This window comes from Croceibacterium mercuriale (assembly GCF_000802385.1).
Lineage (GTDB): Bacteria > Pseudomonadota > Alphaproteobacteria > Sphingomonadales > Sphingomonadaceae > Croceibacterium > Croceibacterium mercuriale.
The window spans coordinates 49,550-67,174 of the sequence record NZ_JTDN01000001.1 but is presented as its reverse complement, the minus strand read 5'-3'; the positions used below and the strand labels follow the sequence as shown (position 1 = coordinate 67,174).

14 protein-coding genes are annotated in these 17,625 nt (G+C 67.1%); 4 read left to right on the top strand and 10 right to left on the bottom strand.

The annotated features are described in order from the left end of the window. Positions 1-9: 9 nt before the first annotated feature. Positions 10-921, bottom strand: coding sequence for a glutaminase A (gene glsA, locus PK98_RS00315; protein WP_039093503.1), 912 nt, complete (start codon positions 919-921; stop codon positions 10-12). A gap of 72 nt (positions 922-993) precedes the next feature. Here glsA and PK98_RS00310 point away from each other — a divergent pair, with 72 nt between their 5' ends. Next, positions 994-1,959, top strand: a complete 966-nt coding sequence (locus PK98_RS00310; protein WP_039093502.1) for a 2-hydroxyacid dehydrogenase — start codon at positions 994-996, stop codon at positions 1,957-1,959. A gap of 67 nt (positions 1,960-2,026) precedes the next feature. Here PK98_RS00310 and PK98_RS00305 read toward each other — a convergent pair whose 3' ends face one another. The 5 genes from PK98_RS00305 to PK98_RS00285 form a co-directional block, all read right to left on the bottom strand. Beyond that, positions 2,027-4,882: a hybrid sensor histidine kinase/response regulator gene (locus PK98_RS00305; RefSeq protein WP_081995961.1), complete on the bottom strand. Its 2,856-nt coding sequence runs from the start codon at positions 4,880-4,882 to the stop codon at positions 2,027-2,029. 189 nt (positions 4,883-5,071) lie between these two features. Beyond that, on the bottom strand, positions 5,072-5,509 hold the full coding sequence (locus PK98_RS00300) for a DMT family transporter (protein WP_039093501.1): 438 nt from the start codon (positions 5,507-5,509) through the stop codon (positions 5,072-5,074). Next, complete coding sequence (locus PK98_RS00295; protein WP_039093500.1) at positions 5,509-6,225, bottom strand: MOSC domain-containing protein; 717 nt, start codon at positions 6,223-6,225, stop codon at positions 5,509-5,511. The genes PK98_RS00300 and PK98_RS00295 overlap by 1 nt, the downstream gene beginning before the upstream one ends. Positions 6,226-6,227: 2 nt before the next feature. After that, positions 6,228-6,923, bottom strand: a complete 696-nt coding sequence (locus tag PK98_RS00290) for a glutamine amidotransferase (protein WP_039093499.1) — start codon at positions 6,921-6,923, stop codon at positions 6,228-6,230. 52 nt (positions 6,924-6,975) lie between these two features. Continuing rightward, positions 6,976-7,521 (bottom strand): carboxymuconolactone decarboxylase family protein, encoded by a 546-nt coding sequence (locus tag PK98_RS00285; protein WP_039093497.1) that lies wholly within the window; start codon positions 7,519-7,521, stop codon positions 6,976-6,978. 235 nt (positions 7,522-7,756) lie between these two features. On the opposite strand from PK98_RS00285, the gene PK98_RS00280 reads away from it, so the two are divergent. From PK98_RS00280 to PK98_RS00270, 3 genes are all read left to right on the top strand, one after another. Then, positions 7,757-8,449, top strand: a complete 693-nt coding sequence (locus PK98_RS00280; RefSeq protein WP_081996119.1) for a MarR family winged helix-turn-helix transcriptional regulator — start codon at positions 7,757-7,759, stop codon at positions 8,447-8,449. A 274-nt stretch (positions 8,450-8,723) separates the two neighbouring features. Beyond that, positions 8,724-10,226 carry a PAS domain-containing protein gene (locus PK98_RS00275; RefSeq protein WP_039096021.1) on the top strand — a complete coding sequence of 501 codons (1,503 nt, stop codon included), beginning with the start codon at positions 8,724-8,726 and terminating at the stop codon, positions 10,224-10,226. A 204-nt stretch (positions 10,227-10,430) separates the two neighbouring features. After that, positions 10,431-11,348 carry a crotonase/enoyl-CoA hydratase family protein gene (locus tag PK98_RS00270; RefSeq protein WP_081996118.1) on the top strand — a complete coding sequence of 306 codons (918 nt, stop codon included), beginning with the start codon at positions 10,431-10,433 and terminating at the stop codon, positions 11,346-11,348. Between the two features lie 26 nt (positions 11,349-11,374). Here PK98_RS00270 and PK98_RS00265 read toward each other — a convergent pair whose 3' ends face one another. From PK98_RS00265 to PK98_RS00250, 4 genes are all read right to left on the bottom strand, one after another. Continuing rightward, on the bottom strand, positions 11,375-13,330 hold the full coding sequence (locus tag PK98_RS00265) for a putative bifunctional diguanylate cyclase/phosphodiesterase (protein WP_152608489.1): 1,956 nt from the start codon (positions 13,328-13,330) through the stop codon (positions 11,375-11,377). 213 nt (positions 13,331-13,543) lie between these two features. Continuing rightward, entirely contained in the window at positions 13,544-16,207 is a 2,664-nt protein-coding gene (locus PK98_RS00260; protein WP_152608488.1) for a TonB-dependent receptor, read from the bottom strand. Between the two features lie 27 nt (positions 16,208-16,234). Next, positions 16,235-16,984 carry a zinc-binding metallopeptidase gene (locus tag PK98_RS00255; RefSeq protein ID WP_152608487.1) on the bottom strand — a complete coding sequence of 250 codons (750 nt, stop codon included), beginning with the start codon at positions 16,982-16,984 and terminating at the stop codon, positions 16,235-16,237. Then, complete coding sequence (locus tag PK98_RS00250) at positions 16,968-17,615, bottom strand: hypothetical protein (protein WP_039093493.1); 648 nt, start codon at positions 17,613-17,615, stop codon at positions 16,968-16,970. The genes PK98_RS00255 and PK98_RS00250 overlap by 17 nt, the downstream gene beginning before the upstream one ends. Positions 17,616-17,625: the final 10 nt, after the last annotated feature.

The following is a 17,625-nucleotide window of genomic DNA, read 5'->3' as shown; positions in this document are numbered from 1 at the left end:
GCGGTACGGCTAGTCCGCCGGCGGGCCGAACACCGACCAGCCCGTCTGCGCCGCCAGCATCTCCAGCGCGCGCACGCCCAGGATGGAGTTGCCGTGCTGGTCCAGATTGGCCGACCATACCGCGATCGATGCGCGTTCTGGCGCGATGGCCAGGATACCGCCGCCCACGCCGCTCTTCGCCGGCAGCCCGACCCGTACCGCGAAATCGCCCGAACCATCATAATGGCCGCAGGTCATCATCAGGGCCAGCACAGTACGCATCCGGCGGGCGCGCCTGTTTCCGGCATCGTCCCCCGCATGCATGCGGGTCCGGGTCAGGAACCGCCCGGCAAGGGCCAGACCGACGCAATCCACCGCGATGGCGCACTGCTTGCCATAAGCACCCATGACCCGGTCGACCGATGATTCCAGATTGCCATGGTGCTTCATGAAACTGAGCATCGCCTGGTTGAGGTCGCTGTCCTCGTGCAGCACTCCCTCGTCGAGTGTCATCGGATGGCCGTCCAGCTGCTCCCGGACGAAACCGACCACGGCGTCGCCATCCGGCCGTGCCGCCACCAGCATGTCGACGATGACCAGCGCCCCGGCATTGATGAAGGGGTTGCGCGGCACGCCCCGCGTCCGCTCCAGGTCGATGACCGAATTGAACGGATCGCCGGACGGCTCCCGCCCGACCCGCGTGAACACGGCATCCTCGTGCTCCAGCAGCGCCAGTTCCAGCGCCAGCACCTTGGAGATGCTCTGGATCGGGAACGCCACATCGGCCTGCCCCGCAGTCAGCACGCCCTGCTCCGTTGCGACCGCGATGCCGAAGGGTCCGGGCGTGGCGTCCGCATCCTTGGCATCGGCCGCCCCCTCGATCGTGGCGGCGTCCTCCTCGATCTCGGCTGCGATGTCGGTGATGATGCGTTGTATGTCCATCGTGGAGGAACGTGCGCGGGGTCGGTCGGCTCCGCGGCTGTCTTCCGGCCGGCCCCCTGGTAAGGAATACCGATGAAAAGCTGCCAGATCCTGATGCCCGCGCTGCTCTCGCCCGGCGTGATCGCCGCGCTCGAGGATCGCTTCACCCTGCACCGCTTGTGGGAGCAGGTCGATCCGGACCGCTTCCTGCAAGACCATGGCGCGGCCATCAGGGGCATGGCGGCCAGCAGCCGGGCCGGGCAGATCGGCGGTGAACTGTACGACCGGCTGCCCGCGCTGGAGATCGTCGCCAATTTCGGTGTGGGTTATGACACCGTGGACGTGGACGCGGCGGCGGCGCGCGGGATCATCGTCACCAACACGCCGGGCGTGCTGGACGAGGAGGTGGCCGACCTGACGCTTGGCCTGCTGCTGGCGACTGTGCGCCGGATCCCGCAGGCCGACCGTCACGTGCGCGAAGGGCGCTGGCCGGCCGGCTCGTTCCCGCTGTCGCCGACCTTGCGCGGGCGGACGATCGGCATCCTGGGCCTAGGTTCCATCGGCAAGGCGATCGCGCGGCGGCTGGACGGCTTCGGCGTGAAGATCGCCTATCACGGGCGATCGCGGCAGGCCTTGGTCGGCTACGACTACCACCCCACGCCGGAGGCGCTGGCCGAAGCCTGCGATGTGCTGGTCGCCATCGTGCCGGGCGGCACCGAAACCAGGCACCTGGTGGACGCCGCCGTGCTGGCAGCGCTGGGACCACAGGGCATCCTGATCAACGTGGCACGCGGCAGCGTGGTGGATCAGGCGGCACTGGTCGCCGCCCTGCAGTCCGGCACGATCCTGGCCGCCGGGCTCGACGTGTTCGAGGACGAACCGCACGTACCGCAGACGCTGCTGGACCTGCCCGGCGTCGTCGTGCTGCCGCATGTCGGCTCCGCTTCCACCCACACCCGCGCGGCGATGGGCCAGCTGGTCGTGGACAATCTGGTGGCCTGGTTCGACACCGGCCGGCCGGTCACGCCGGTGAATGCCCCACCTGTTCGCACCCGCTGACGGCGCCATTACCGCTCGCCTGGCGGCGTGCTGGGCTCGATCCTCGACGGGAAGCGCTGACCCGCCGTCAGTCCTGGATCAGTTCCTTGATGCGGGTGGCCAGCACGTCCATCGCGAACGGCTTCGTCAGGACGTGCATGCCCGGGTCCAGATGGCCATGGCTCAGCACGGCATTCTCGGCATAGCCGGTGATGAACAGCACCTTCAGGTCCGGGCGGACCGCACGCGCCGCGTCCGCCACCTGCCTGCCGTTCAGCCCGCCCGGCAAGCCGACATCTGTCACCAGCAGGTCGATGCGGAGGTCGGAATTGAGCACCTGCAGGCCCGCGGCACCATCGGCCGCCTCGATCGCATTATAGCCGAGGTCGGTCAGCACCTCCGCCACCAGCATCCGCACGGTCGGTTCGTCATCGACCACCAGCACCGTTTCCCCTTCATCGGCCCGCGGCGCCTTCTCGATCCCGATCTCGCCGTCTGCGGCGTCGGCCTCGCCCAGATGGCGCGGCAGGTAGATGCACACCATCGTCCCCTGCTCCAGCTCCGAATAGATCGCGACCGAACCGCCCGACTGCTTGGCGAAGCCATAGATCATGGACAGGCCTAGCCCCGTCCCCTCCCCCAGCGGCTTGGTGGTGAAGAACGGGTCGAATGCCTTGGCGATCACGTCCGGCGCCATGCCGGTGCCGGTATCCGACACGCAGAGCGAGATGTACTGGCCGGGCTCCATCCCGCGCTGTTCCGCCATGCGCCGGTCGATCCAGCGATTGGCGGTCTCGATCGTGATCGTGCCGCCATCCGGCATGGCGTCACGCGCATTGATGCACAGGTTCAGGACGGCATTTTCCAGCTGGCTGGGATCGATCAGGCTGGGCCACAGGCCGGCCGTGCTCACGGTTTCCAGCTCGATTTCCGGCCCGGCGGTGCGGCGGATCAGTTCCTCCATGCCGGATACCAGCCCGTTCACATTGGTCGGCTTGGGCGCCAGCGTCTGCCGACGCGAAAATGCGAGCAGCCGGTGCGTCAGCGCCGCGGCCCGCTTTGCCGCGCCCTGGGCCGCGTTGACATAGCGTTCGACATCCGCCGTCCGTCCCTGCGCGACGCGGATCTGCATCATCTCCAGACTGCCGGAAATGCCGGTCAGCAGATTGTTGAAATCATGCGCCAGACCGCCGGTAAGCTGGCCGACCGCCTCCATCTTCTGCGCCTGTCGCAACGCGTCCTGGGCCACCATCAGTTCGGCCGTCCGCTCGGACACCCGCGTTTCCAGCGTCTCGTTCAGTTCCCGCAGCGCGTCCTCCGCCCGCTTGCGCTCGGTCAGGTCCAGCATGGCGCCGATCATCCGGATCGCCCGCCCCTGATCGTCCCGGAACACGTGTCCGCGGTCGAACACATCGGCGTAGGTGCCGTCGCTCCGGCGGAAGCGGTATTCTGCCGCCCACTGGTCGCCTGCGCCATCGATCACGGCGTGAATGGCATCCCCGACCCGGTCGCGATCGTCGGGGTGAATATGCCTGATCCACCAGTCACCGGTCGGCTCAACCTGTTCCGGCGCATGGCCGAACAGCACCGATACCGCCTCGTTCCAGTCGACCCGGTCGGTCAGCAGGTTCCAGTCCCAGATGGCGTCATTGGTGGCCTTCGCCGCCAGCCGATAACGCTGCTCCGTCTCGCGCAGCGCCGCCTCCGCCGCACGGCGCTCGGTCTCGTCGCGGGCGATCTTGATGAAGCCGGTGATGCTGCCATCGGCGTCATGCAGCGGGCGGACCGATCCGTTGGCGAAGAACCGCGCTCCGTCCCGGCGGACATGCCAGCGTTCGTCATTGGCGCACCCCCTGGCGGCGGCCGTGGCCAGTTCGGTCGCCGGGATACCGGCGGCGCAATCCTCCGGGGTGAACAGGATCTCGGCAGACTGGCCCGTCACCTCCTCCGCCGCCCAGCCGAACACCGCTTCTGCGCCCGGTGTCCAGTCGACGATCCGGTTATGGGTATCGACGGTGAAGATGGAATGATCCTTCACCCCCTCCACGATCCGGCGATTGCGCTCCTCGCTTTCGCGCAGTTCGGCCTGCGCCCGCCGGGCCTCCGTCGCGTCGTGGCCTTCCACGAAGATGCCGGTGACGTTCCCGCCATCGTCGCGGATGGGCTCGCAGATGAAGTCCAGGAAACGCTCGACCGACGGACCGCCGGGCGAATGCAGCCGGATGGGACTGTGATCGGCGACGAAGCGCTCCCCCGTCTGGTACACCTGGTCCAGCCGTTCGAAGAAGCCCTGCCCGACCAGTTCGGGAAACACCTCGCGTATCGTCCTGCCCACGAACTCGCGATCGCCGAACAGGCGCCGGTGGCTCGCATTGGCAAATTCGAACACATGCTCGGGCCCTTGCAGGATCGTTATGAATCCTGGCGCCTGCTCGAACAATTGCCGCTGCCGCTCGACATCGGCCGCGCGGCGCCGCTCCGCCATGACCTGTTCGGTGATCTCGGTGCAGGCGCAGAACAACCCGTCGATCACCGCCCCGACACCCCGGATCGGGGTGTAGGAAAAGGTGAAATGGGTTTCTTCCAGATAGCCGCGCCGCTGCATCATCAGGGTGATGTCGTCCATGTGGACCGGCAGGCCCTGATACGCCTGCTGCAGGATCGGAACCAGATCTGCCGCGATCTCCGACCAGACCTGCAGGAAAGGCTGGCCCAGCGCCCCGGGGTGCTTGTCCGCCAGAATCGCGGCATACGCGTCATTGTAGAACAGCGTGTGGTCTTCGCCCCAGGCGACGAACATCGGCTGGTTGGATCCCAGCACGACCCCGATCAGGGTCTTCAGCGCCGCCGGCCAGTCAGCCGGCGATCCCAGCCGCGTGCTGTCCCAATCGTAGCCGCGCATTGCCGCGCCCATCTGTCCGCCGTCCACGAGAAAGCTGAGCATCTGTTACCCTGTGCACCTTTGCGCTGCGCGCCAATCCGGTTCTGTTCGTCAACGATTCCCGCCACACCAGGGGTGCCGGCATGCGCCACCCCGGTTAACCTGTGGCCGTGAGCATCTTCATAAGTCCGTTCTTGTGCCGGCGGTTCCGGCTGGTCGTGCGCAGGAAGCCGATGGACGCATGATGACGCGTCAGCGGCGGACCAGCAGCACGCCGCCAAGGATAAGCGCGACACCCAGCAGCCGACCGGCCGAAACGGGCGACCGGTCCAGACCGAGCACGCCCAGATGGTCGAACAGCACCGCGGCGGTCAGCTGGGCCCCGATCGTCAGGGTCAGCGTGAATGCCAGCCCCAGCCTGGGCGCCGCGAACGCCACCGCGGCGACGAAGAAGGCGCCGTACAGGCCGCCGGCCCACGCCCAGGGCGGCGCCTGCCGCACCGCCGACAGCGGTGTCCTGTCGATCAGCGCCCAGGCGGCAATCACCAGGGTGGTGCCGCCGACGAAGGACACGGAGGCGGCCAGCCAGAGCGAGCCCGTACTGCGCGCAAGCATGGCATTGGTCGGCGCCTGCACGGCGACGCAGAGCCCGGCAATCAGGGCAAGGAGAACGGGCAGGAGGGTCTGCATCAGAGGTCCGATCGTTGGATGTCTTGGCGGGCTGGGCCGGTACCTTCGAGCCGCATGCCCCAGTCCTCGACCGTACCGGTTCGCAGCCGCTGGAGCGCGACGGCGCGCCAGCGTTCGGGCAGATGCGGCAGCGCGACCATCGCGGACAGGCTCTCCCGATCCAGCGTGTCGACATAGAAGATGCGCCAGAGCCGCACGATGGTCCAGCAGGGGGTTGGCCGGTCGAGCAGCTCCAGCCTGTCGCCTGCCGCGACGATGCCCTCCTCCACGACCCGGTAATACCATCCCGTCCGGCCGGATTGCTGCATCCGGCGGGCCATGTCCGGCAGGCCCATGCGCAGGTTCAGCCGGAAACAGGGCTGCCGCCCTTGTGAGACCTCGATCAATGCGGTGCCGAGCCTGAAGCGGTCGCCGATCGCCACATCCGCCTCGACCAGGCCGCGAATGGCCAGGTTCTCGCCGAACGCGCCCGGCCGCTCCAGCCGGGGATGCTGCCCGATCTCCGTCGCCCATGCGGCATAGTGGTCGAGCGGATAGTGGTGGACCGCCTTGTCCGGCCCGCCATGATGGCGCAGGTCGCCATGCCCGTCACCCTCCAGCCCTGCCCGCGTCAGGCGGACGGGCTGGCCTGTCGGCTGCTTGTCCATTCCGCTCGGCACGCAATCGGGCCCGAGTGGCCGGACCGGCCCCGTCATCAGGGCTTCTAGGTCGAACATGGTCACTGCCCGTCCAGCTGCGACAGCCAGGCAAGCAGCGTCCGACGGGCGATGCCCTCCAGCGATGCCGCGTTATGGAGCGCGCCCTCGCGGATCGCCTCCGCCGCGATCCCGGCTGCTGCGAGTTCGTCCGCATGGCCCGTCAGCCACCGTTCTATCCCGGCGCCTGCCTCCAGGTGGAACTGCAACGCAAGGACGTTCGGACCGGCGGAGAACGCCTGCCGGGCATAGGTGTCGGTGGACGCAAGCAGCGTGGCGCCCGGCGGCAGGTCGAACGTGTCGCCGTGCCAGTGCAGCACGGCTTGGCCGGGTGTCACCGCCGCCAGGGGGGAGCTTGCACCTGCCGGTGTCAGCCGGACAGGCGCGAACCCGATCTCCTTCGTCCCGCCGGGATGGACGCGCGCCCCCATGGCACGCGCAATCAGCTGGGCGCCCAGGCAGATGCCGAGCAGCGGGCGGCCGAACTGGAGGCGATCGTGGATCAGCCGCAGCCCGGCGTCCAGAAACGGGAAGCGGTCTGCCTCGTACACCCCCATCGGCCCGCCCAGCACCACCAGCAGGTCAGCCCCGGCCAGGGCGGCCAGGTCGGCGGTCCGGGCATCGACATGGCGGATGTCGTATCCGCGCTCCCGCAACGGTGCCTCGAAATAGCCCAGATCCTCGAAGTCGATGTGCTGTATCGCAACGGCTGTCTTCATCGGTGGCGCCTTGAAGGGGTGGACGGCGGCGGTATGCCGCCGTCCTTGCAGGTCATGCGGCCTTGCGCAATTTCACTGTCGGAAAGTCGACCGGCACCGCCAGCGCCACGTTCACGTAATTGGTGAACAGGTTCAGCGCGACATGCGCGATGATCTCCATGACCTGCTCGTCATCGAACCCGGCCGTGCGGAGTGCGGCGACATCGGTGTCCGCAACCTGCCCCCGATTGTCGACCAGTTGCGCCGCGAAGGCCAGCGCGGCGGCGGTCCGCGGATCGTGCGAGTGCCCCGCCTGGGCATCACTCATCTCCTCGGCCGACGCGCCCGCCTTGCGGCCCAGCATGGTGTGCGCGGCCAGGCAGTATTCGCAGGCGTTCCGGTCGGCGACCAGGACGGCGATCTGCTCGCCCAGCGTCCCGCCGATGGTGCCGTTGCCGAGTGCACCGAAACCGGCCCACATCATCCGCAACGCGGCGGGCGAGTTGGCGACGGCGCGAAACATGGCCGGGGTGGCGCCGAAGGTCGCGGTGATCTGGTCCAGCACCTCCTTGCGGTCGCCGGAAGCGGTCTTGGGATCGATCAGGGGCACTCTGCTCATGGTAGTCTCCTTGCTGCACCTTCAGGCCACCTTCCGATGGCCTCGACGAACAACATTGTTCGGACTCCTAACATAGTGGGCGCATATGGGTTTCATCAATGAGCATCCTGGATGATCCTCTCGATGGCAGAGATCGGATTGATCGATCAGGCCGTTTCCCGGACCCTGAAGCCTTCAGGATCGACACGGATCGTTAGGACTGCCATCCACATCCTCCCGCGTGCAGGAGCTGCCATTGACCGCCATCTTCGACTCCCTGAGCGAACCGATCGCCCGGCGCGTCACGGCAGGGCTGGCGAAGATCGCACTCGTGCTGCGTAGCCGCGCGTGGAAGGGCGCCGGGGCGGCGGGCGTCACGCCGACGCAGGGCCAGGCGCTCGGCCTGCTGCGTGATGCGCCGGACGGGATCGGCTTGCGCGCGATCGCCAAACTGCTCGGGGTGACGCCACCGACGGCCAGCGATGCGGTCAACACGCTGGTGGCCAAGGGGCTGGTCACCAAGGCACCCGGAGCGGACCGGCGATCGATCAACCTCGTCCTGACACCCAGGGGCGAGACGCTGGCCGATCAGACCCGCGAATGGCCCAGCTTCCTGGCGGATGCGGTCGACACGCTCGACCCGGTGGAGCAGGCGGCGCTGCTCCGGGCGCTGGTCAAGGTCATCCGCTCGCTCCAGCAGGCGGGCGACGTTCCACTCCAGCGCATGTGCCTCACCTGCACCTTCTTCAGGCCGAACGTGCACCATGACGCCGCCGCTCCCCACCATTGTGCCTATGTGGATGCGCCGTTCGGCGACCGGCACCTGCGGCTGGCCTGCCCCGAGCACGCGCCGGCGAGCGTGGAGGAGCAGGAGCGCGCCTGGCAGGCCTTCGCGCCGCTCCGTACCCCGCCGGGTGCCGACGCGCATGCCGCCGGGCGCAGCGACTGACCCGGTCGGCTGAAACGGCTCCCGACCAAGCAAGCGAAGCTCGAGCCGGCACGTGGTCTGCCCGCACCGGCGGGGGGTGTCGATCACCGGCTATGCAAAGGAGGGCGCGGCCGGTATCGGCCATCCGGCAGCAGCCAAGGAACTGCTGACCGAGGCGTTTGTATCGACGAACTTGTGCAACGTGCCGCCAGTGCGGACCACGATGCCCGCATCGGGCTGGGATCGACAGGGCACGACCAGTATCTGGCTGGCGTGCTGCGGGAAGCGGGTGCGGATGACAGACAGAAAAGAAGAAGCTCGGATCATCAACGAGCTGACACGATCAGACAACGGCACCGATCCGTTCTCCTCCGCGGTTCGCGCCACCCGTATGCCGATGCTGATCACCGATCCCCGGCAGGACGATAACCCGATCGTGTTCGCCAATCAGGCATTCGCCAGGCTGACCGGGTTCGATCGTGACGAAGTCCTCGGACGCAATTGCCGGTTTCTGCAGGGCCCGGAGACCGATCGGGCCGATGTGGCGCGACTTCGCCAGGCCATCATCGATCGCATGGCGATCGAGCTGGAACTGCTCAACTACCGCAAGGACGGCTCCACCTTCTGGAACCGCCTGCTGGTGTCGCCGGTGTTCGGTGATGACGGTGAACTGACATACTTCTTCGCCTCCCAGTTCGACGTCACCACAGAGCGGGAGCGGCTCGCCAACCTCCAGCGCGATCGCGACGACCTGGAAGCCCAGGTCGAGCGCCGAAACGCCGAATTGCTGGCGAGCGAGCAGCGTCTGGGCTTCGCCCTGAAGGCAGGACGGCTGGGATCGTGGAGCTTCGATCCCATGACGGAGCGCATGGTCGTCTCCGACCGCTGCAAGCAGAATTTCGGCCGACCGATATCGCAGCCGTTCACCTACGCGGACCTGAAGCAGGCGGTCCATCCGGATGATCGCGAGCGTCGTGACGCAGCCCTGGCAGCCGCGATCGGGAACGGCGACGATTACGACATCGAATATCGCATCCTGACCCCGGCGGGCGAGGAGCGTTGGCTGCAGGTGCGCGGGCAGGCGCACGCCCGCGCCGATGGCACGCCGCTGATCGTCGTCGGTACGTCGCAGGACGTGACCGCGCGGCGCCAGGCGGAAGACCATCGTGCGCTGCTGGCGAACGAACTGAGCCACCGGGTCAAGAACACGCTCGCCACCCTGCAGTCGATCGTCGCCCAGACGATCCGCAACGCAAACTCGCTGGAAGCCGCGGGCGAGACCCTGTCAGCCCGCATCATGTCCATGGCAGCGGCGAATGATCTCCTGATCAATGAGCGGTGGGAGAGTGCGCCCATCACCGACCTGTTCAGGCGGGCGCTGGCGCCGTTCGGTGTCGACGACGCCGACCGGTTCTATCTGTCCGGTCCTGACGTGCGATTGCAGCCACGTGTCGCGATCGCCTTCGCCCTGGCCCTGCACGAGCTGGCGACCAACGCATCGAAGTATGGCGCTCTGTCCCTTGCCGACGGGAGTGTCACGATCGACTGGCAGGTCGTGACAGATACGCGGCCGGCCAGCCTGCAGGTCATCTGGACGGAAGAAGGCGGTCCCGCCGTAACTCCGCCGGACCGGCTCGGCTTCGGATCCCGCCTGATAGAACGCGTGCTGGCTCTGGAAATCGGTGGGACGGCGAAGCTCGACTACCGGCCGGAAGGTGTCGTGTTCACGGCCGAAGCGCCCTTGCCGGACGTTCTTGAAGAGGCAACGGCCTCGGCGGCGACTAACCGGGACAGGTAATCCTTCCGCGACGAAGACGGCATGGCGCTGACTCCGTGCCGAAGTCTCCTGCTCCGAACCGGACCGCGAACACGCCGCTTCGGCCGGTTTCGCGGGCGTGTGACCGCCCGGTTTCGGGTCGCCGGTTAACAACTCACATCAACAGCGCCGAAAACCTCTATTCTTGGCTGGCAGCAGTTCGCTGCCAGCCAAGAAGGACGCATGATGACTCTCCTCCAGCACGCCTATGCCAACACTCCGCTCCCTGCCGGTCGCGAGCATGACACAAGTGACCCGGGGGCACCCCGGATCGAAAGAGAACTGTTCGCCTATCAGGACCTCCAGACCGAACTTGACATAGAGCTGGAGACCCTGTGGACTTACATGAACCAGAAGGTCAGGCCCAGTTTCAACCCAAGCCTCCTTGCACAGTTCGGCACGTGGCAGGACGATATCGATGAAGCTGCTTCCTCCGCAGCGCTGCCCATCAAGTATGTTGTCCTAGGCTCCCGTTTCCCGGGCGTATTCTCGCTCGGCGGCGATCTCGACCTGTTTGCCGCGCATATCCGCAACGGTGATCGGGAGGCGCTGCGCCGGTATGGCCATGCCTGTGTCGGGATCCTGCATCGCAACATGCTCAGCCTGAACCAGCCGATCGTGACGATCGCGCTTGTCGAAGGCGACGCGCTTGGCGGCGGGTTCGAGGCCCTGCTGTCCTTCAATGTCGTCATCGCGGAACGCGGTACCAAGTTCGGCCTGCCGGAAACCCTGTTCGGGCTGTTCCCGGGCATGGGGGCGCATTGCTTCCTGTCCCGTCGCCTTGGCGCCGCACGGGCGGAACAGATGATCCTGAGCGGCCGGACCTACACGGCGGAGGAGCTGTATGATCTGGGCATCGTCCACGGCCTTGCCGATCCGGGCCAGGGACGCGCGGAGGTCGAGGCCTACATCCGTCAGAACCGTCGCCGCCATGCAGGGCATTGCGCCATCTACGAGGCATCGCGCGCCGTTCACCCGCTCGAACTCACGGAATTGCAGGCCGTGGTCGATCTGTGGGCCGACGCTGCCCTGCGGCTGAGCGAGACCGACCTCAAGCTGATGCGCCGGCTCGTGAATGCGCAGACCCGCCTGCTGGGCACTTGACGGGTCTGGCCGTATCCGCCTGCCGCTCAGCCCCGAGCGCGGATCCTGTCGTCGGCGAGCATGGCACCAACCATGCTTGCCGACATCGGCAGCGCCAGGAAATATCCCTGCGCCGCATCGCAGCGGGTCCGGCGCAGCTGATCCAGCTGCGCCTGGGTCTCGATACCTTCCGCCACCGTCCGCATGCCCAGCTTCGCGGCAAGTTCGACAATGGTCTGGACGATCGCCACCGAAGCCGGGCTTTGCTCGAGGTCGGAGATGAAGGACCGGTCGATCTTGAGCGTCTGGAAGGGAAACTTAGTGAGGTAGCTGAGCGACGAGTATCCGGTGCCGAAATCGTCCAGTGTCGTGCCGACGCCAAGGGCGTTGATCGCCTTCAGGACGGCAATGGTACCTTCGGCATCCGCCAGCAGGACCGACTCCGTCACCTCCAGTTCCAGGCGGTGCGCGGGAAGTTCCGTGTCCGCCAGCGCGCCGAGGATCGCCGCGGGCAGGTCGGGCGACCGCAACTGGATCGGCGACAGGTTGACGGCGATCTTCACCTCCGCGCTCCACCGGCTGGCGGATCGGCATGCCTCCCGGATCACCCAGCGGCCGATCTCTACGATGAGCCCGCTATCTTCCGCGATCGGGACGAACTCGACCGGCGATACCGGGCCGTAGCGGCGGTTGTTCCAGCGTAGCAGCACCTCGCACGAGACGACTTCCGTGCCCTGCAGGTCGAAGATGGGCTGGAACAGCAGGTAGAACTCGCCCCGGCCAAGCGCCCCCTTCATCTCGGCGGCGAGGTTCCGGCTCCGCTCCACCTTCTCGTCCATTACCGGCTCGTAGAAACAGAACTGCCCCCTGCCGCTGTCCTTGGCGCGGTACAGCGCGAGATCCGCATTCTTCAGCAAGGTATCAGGGTCCCGGCCATCGGTCGGCGCCACCGCGATACCGACAGAGGCGCTCGCATGCAGCGGCCGCCCGTGGTGCTGCACCGGCTGCTCGACCAGGCGCAGGATCTCGCGGCCGATGCCGGAGGCCTCTCCCGGTCGCTGGATCCTGCACACGATCGCGAACTCGTCGCCGCCCAGCCGGGCTACGATCCCCCGCCTGCCGAAGGCCTCGTCCAGGCGGGCGGCGATGCCGCACAGCAGGGCGTTGCCGGCAAGATGGCCGAAGGAATCGTTGATCTCCTTGAACCGGTCGAGATCCAGCCAGTGGATCGACAGGCAATGACCAGCCCCGGGCAGCGAGGCGAAGTCCGCCTCCAGCTGTTCCCTGAAGGCGGTGCGGTTGGCCACACCCGTCAGGTCGTCGCGCCGGGCGAGCGCGGCATTGTACTCGGCCAGGGCAGCCTTCTCCATCGAGGCGACCGTCGCCTTGAGGATAACGTCATAGGTCTGCAGCGTGATGCTCATCATGGCGACCACGAACAGGCCGATGACGATGGCCAGTTCCACCTTCAGCGGATCCAGCGAGACCAGCAGGCCGACGATGATCGGCCCCGACGCACAACAGAGCTGGCCGAGCGCGATCCACGGACGCCCGGCATTGCGCCCGGCGATCCCCGCGGCATACCCGATCGTCGTGGTCACGGAGAGGAGCTGCAACACGCCATCATCGGTGTTGGTCAGCGTGAGCAGGCCGAACCCACCCAGCAGCATCGAGTAGCAAAGCGCGCCTGCCAGATAGATGAGCTCCTGCCGCTTGATCTGCAGGTCGCTGCGCTGCGCCCGTTCATCCGGCGGGCGCGTCGGCCGCAGTGCATCGACCATTCGGGCACATGCGGTAAGGGTCAGCGCGACGGCACCGATGATCAGCCATGGGTCGCCACTGACGGTCGCGACCGTCACCGCGATCGCGCTGCTCGCAACCGCGCCGATGACGAGCGATTGCGGCGACGCATACAGCGACTCCACCAGCGTCTCCCGCACCTGCGTGGCGATCACCTGATCGGAGTGGCGGACTCGCCTCAGTCGCGAGAGCAAAGAAGGCATCAAGACCTACATGGCTGGCAGCGGTTCACAAGCCATGAACAAACTTTTCGGTGCGGACCAGCAGTTTCGGCCGGCGCCTGCCGCCGCCCGGCGCCGGTGCCGGGCCCCTGTCCGGCGCAGCACCATCCTTGCCGGGACCGTCGCTCCTTTCCGGGCACCGGTTTCCGCCCCGGTCCCGGCACATGCCCCGGCTTGCGGCCGGGGCGCGCCGGATCAGAACCGGTAGCGGGCCGCCACGCCATAGGTACGCGGCTGGCTGGTGTAGCCCGACACGGCGAAGGGCTGCGCCACGGAGTCGAACACTGACAGCAGATAGCGATTGTCCAGCAGGTTGCGCCCCCAGACCGACAGCTCCACGCCCGCATCCGTCATGACATAGGTGAACGAGGCCGACAGTTCGTTCACTTCCCGCGTGAACTGGTCGGCCGCCGCGATGGCCGCGCCCTGACCCTGGCTGACGAAGCCCGGCAGGCCTTCCACGATGTTCGTTTCGGATTCGTGATGGAAGGTCGATCGCAGCACGGCCTCGTCCCCGTTGGGCAGCGGCTGCACCCATTGCCCGCCGAGCACCACCGTCCAGTCCGGCACCCCGGCCGCGCTACGCCCCGACAGGTCGCCCACCGACGATAGCGGGAACTCCTGATAGACCGCATCCAGCCAGGTGACGCCCAGGCTGAGCGTGAGCGGATCCACCGGATTGGCGGTGCCTTCGAACTCCACGCCCCAAGTGCGCTGCTTGCCGGCATTGGCAAGGAAGAAACCGGTGCCGGTGAAGATGTTGGACTGGAAGCCGTCGATGTCCTGCCGGAAGCCGGTGAGGTTTGCCGAGTAGCGACCCCGGTTGGTCTTCAGCCCAAGTTCGATGACCGTCGATTCCTCCGGGCCGGCGAAGCGGCTGCCATAGGTGAGATTGTTCACCGCCAGCCCTGCTCCGGCGAGCGCCGCGGCGTCGCCCGAGAAAGGGCGGCTGTCCCGCGACAGGTTGAACGAGCTCGCCTTGAAGCCGGTCGCGTAGCTGGCATAGACGTTGACGGCGGCGGCCAGGTCATAGGCCAGGCGGATGGTGTAGGCGAAGTCGTCGTCGTCGGTCTCGCCGCTTTCCACGGCGTTGGGGATGTTGACGAAGGGCGGGAACAGCTGGAGCGCGCGCGCGCCAAGCAGCGGGTTGACCTGCGGATTGCTGGCGTTGGCCGCGGCAAAGGCCTGCGCGCCTGCCTGCACCTGGGCGAAGCCGGCCGGGTTGGCCTGGGCAAATCCGCCGATCTCGGCCTGGGTTGCAGGGCGGCCGAGCCGGAGCAGGTTGCCCACGGTGGTGGCGATACCCTGCGCGGTGATGGCGCGGTTGCCCGCATTCACCAGATCGATGCCCGAGAACACGTCGGACGCATTGTACGTGGTGGTCGCCCGCTTCTCGTCGGCCGTGTAATTGCCGCCCAGCGTCAGGACGAGCCCCTCGGCGAGTTCGATATCGAACTGCCCGAACAGCGAGAGGGCTTGGTTCTCGAGCTCGAAGATGCCGGTCTCGCTCCGGCCAGGCACGAAGAACCGGCCGCGATATTGCGCCGGGTTGCCGTACAGCGTGCCCAGGGTGGTCTCCAGATTGGCAACCGCCGCGCCGCTGCCATTCCCGCCGACGCTGATGTCGGCGAAGGTCCGGAACGCGTCGCCGGTGACGACGTCCTGCCGTTCCTGCACCTGCTCGTCGAAGTAGTAGACGCCCAGCAGTGCCGAGACCGGGCCGAAGGTGCCGGTGGCGCGCAGTTCCTGCGTGAAGGTTTCCAGCGTCTGGTCGTAGAAGCGGCGCAGCAGGTCGGCGGAGGTGAAGTCCACGTCCTGGCCATAGCTGCCATCGGTCGTGCGGAAGGCGGTGATCGAGGTCAGTTCCACCGGGCCGAGGTCGAGATCGAACTGCCCGGACACGCCGACATTGTCGATGACGTTGGTGGAGGCGAAATTGTTGTAGACGACATTGCCGAACCGGTCGTCCGGGTCGCTCACCTGACCGCCAAGTGCGCGGATCGCGGCGGTGGCGGGGGAGCTGAGCAGGTTGACCACCCCGCAGCAATTCTCGTCGATCCGGTCGTAGTCGACGATCAGGCGTGCGGTCAGCGCGCCGCCATTGTCGAACAGGCCCTGACCGCGCACGAACCAGCGATCCCGCTCGTTGGTGCGCGTGCCGGAGCCTTCGTCGCGATTGTACCCGTCGCGTCGGTTGATCCCGCCCGCCAGGCTGACCGCGACGTTGCTGTCCAGCGGCGCGCTGACATAGGCGCGGGCGACGAGCGCGTCGTAATTGCCATAGGACAGCTCGGCCGATCCGGTGGGCGTGAAGCTGGGCAGGCGGGTGACGATCGAAATGACGCCGGCGCTCGCATTCTTGCCGAACAGTGTCGATTGCGGCCCGCGCAGCACTTCCACGCGGGAGACGTCGGGCAGGTCGCCGATCTGCGCGGAGGTGCGCGAACGGTACACACCGTCCACGAACACGCCGACGGACGGTTCGATGCCCGCATTGTTGGCGCCGTTTCCGAAGCCGCGGATGATGAAGTTGGTGTTGGCCGAACTCTGCAGCTGCGTCACCCGCAGTGACGGCACGACCGATTGCAGATCGCGGAGATCACGGATCTGCTCGCGCTCGAGTGTTTCGGCCGTGGTGACGGTGACCGCCACCGGGATCTCCTGCAGCGTCTGTTCGCGCTTCGTGGCGGTGACGATGATGGCGTTGCGGGGTATGCCTTCGCTGCCGGCATCCGCTGCTCGATCGATGGGTGTGACAGCCTGCGCGAAAGCGGTTCCCGGCAGCAGCGCCGCGGCAGACGCACTGCACAGCAACATCGTCCACGGCCCACGCGCCGCGAGAGCAGATCCCATGATCATGAATACCTCTCCATCGCTCCCGCACGATCACCCACGCCAAGAATGGTTCGGGGCCGTGCAGTCTGTTGTCTTACGACTAGATGACAGGGTGTTGCGAAGCAATGACTTGCACGCTGCCTTGGTGCGGGCGGTCTTGCACCGCACCGGGATCTGCTGCTCGATCCTCTTCCGCTCACCGGGCGGAAACCGGTCCGGATGATGGATAAGCGCATAGGCGAACAAGGCCGACTTCGCGAAGTCCTCCTGATCCTCCGTGATGGCGTAGTCGGTGACAAACGCCCGATCCCGCGACTTCACATTGTCCCACCGGGCTCCGCCCAGATGACTGGCCTGGATCCCGTCGTGAGAGAAAGGTTTCCTCCAGGCCATGCGTCCCGATGCGGGCGGTGGCATTGCCGGAATAGATGACAAAGAAGTGCCCCTTGTCCCCTGCGAACGCGAACCGGCGCCGGTGGAAAGCTGCGGACGGGCTTGCGATCGCTCCAGCGCGGCACCGCTGTCGAGCCCACGCACCGCAGCTTGCTGGACCATCAGTGCCGGGCTCCTCCGATAGGTCCGCACCAGTGCCTCCTGGAGGGTCTGCACAGCGGGCGCTAATTCGGCGGCGGATGCATCTGAGAAAATCACAATCGTCTGCGTGCCGGCCTCACCGGGCCGAGCGGCGATGCTCTGCGGCGGGGTGTTGGCCACCATGTCTTGCGCCATGCCGGCGCCGGAGCGGCACAGGGCCTTGCCGCGCCTGCCCTTGCGACGTTCTCGGTCAGTCGGTTCGTTCAAGCAACAGGAACCGGTCCTCATACCACTGGATCGCCGCCCGGTTACCCAGCGGAAGGACGATCCCGTAGCGGTCGCCTGCAGCATTGGTGGGCACCGCCCAATGCCCCTGGTCGCAGCCCAGCGCACGGGCTGCCGCCGCATCGCCGCCGACCGACCAGGCGGAGAGCGCCGCGGCGAGCGTGCGCGCCGCGGCCGGATCACCGGCCGGTGTGCCACGCGCGCTCAGATACGGGCCGATGCATCTGTCGCTGATGTCGAACTGCCCGGTGTCGGGCCCGTCCCATGCAAGCATGCCGGGTCCGTCGCCATTGGCGGTGATGGTCAGCGTCGCGCCGGTCATCGCGCGATCATCTGCCAGGAGATCGGCTTCGGCCGGGTTGTAGACCCGCGCAATCCGCCAGCGCCCGACGATGGGGCACGGGCTCTCCGGCGCATCCGGCTCACAGACCGGCGAAGTCCCGGACGCCGGGCCCGAGATACGGGAAACCGGCGCCGGGCTACTGGCCACATCCGTTGGCTGCGTCACGGGGGTGTCCGCTTCGGTGGGGCTGGCCGATGTTTCCGACGGGCTGCCGCAGGACGCCAGCAGGAAGAGCATCATCGGGGCGATGCGCCAGCCGTTGGGATGCATGATGCTGCTC

What these genes read in the sequence shown, in the direction of transcription:
- PK98_RS00305 (WP_081995961.1), bottom strand. Translation starts at nt 4,882, where the DNA reads ATGCTCAGCTTTCTCGTGGACGGCGGACAGATGGGCGCGGCAATGCGC.
- PK98_RS00265 (WP_152608489.1), bottom strand. Translation starts at nt 13,330, where the DNA reads ATGCCTTCTTTGCTCTCGCGACTGAGGCGAGTCCGCCACTCCGATCAG.
- PK98_RS00295 (WP_039093500.1), bottom strand. Translation starts at nt 6,225, where the DNA reads ATGTTCGACCTAGAAGCCCTGATGACGGGGCCGGTCCGGCCACTCGGG.
- PK98_RS00290 (WP_039093499.1), bottom strand. Translation starts at nt 6,923, where the DNA reads ATGAAGACAGCCGTTGCGATACAGCACATCGACTTCGAGGATCTGGGC.
- PK98_RS00250 (WP_039093493.1), bottom strand. Translation starts at nt 17,615, where the DNA reads ATGCATCCCAACGGCTGGCGCATCGCCCCGATGATGCTCTTCCTGCTG.
- glsA (WP_039093503.1), bottom strand. Translation starts at nt 921, where the DNA reads ATGGACATACAACGCATCATCACCGACATCGCAGCCGAGATCGAGGAG.
- PK98_RS00285 (WP_039093497.1), bottom strand. Translation starts at nt 7,521, where the DNA reads ATGAGCAGAGTGCCCCTGATCGATCCCAAGACCGCTTCCGGCGACCGC.
- PK98_RS00275 (WP_039096021.1), top strand. Translation starts at nt 8,724, where the DNA reads ATGACAGACAGAAAAGAAGAAGCTCGGATCATCAACGAGCTGACACGA.
- PK98_RS00300 (WP_039093501.1), bottom strand. Translation starts at nt 5,509, where the DNA reads ATGCAGACCCTCCTGCCCGTTCTCCTTGCCCTGATTGCCGGGCTCTGC.
- PK98_RS00310 (WP_039093502.1), top strand. Translation starts at nt 994, where the DNA reads ATGAAAAGCTGCCAGATCCTGATGCCCGCGCTGCTCTCGCCCGGCGTG.
- PK98_RS00260 (WP_152608488.1), bottom strand. Translation starts at nt 16,207, where the DNA reads ATGATCATGGGATCTGCTCTCGCGGCGCGTGGGCCGTGGACGATGTTG.
- PK98_RS00270 (WP_081996118.1), top strand. Translation starts at nt 10,431, where the DNA reads ATGACTCTCCTCCAGCACGCCTATGCCAACACTCCGCTCCCTGCCGGT.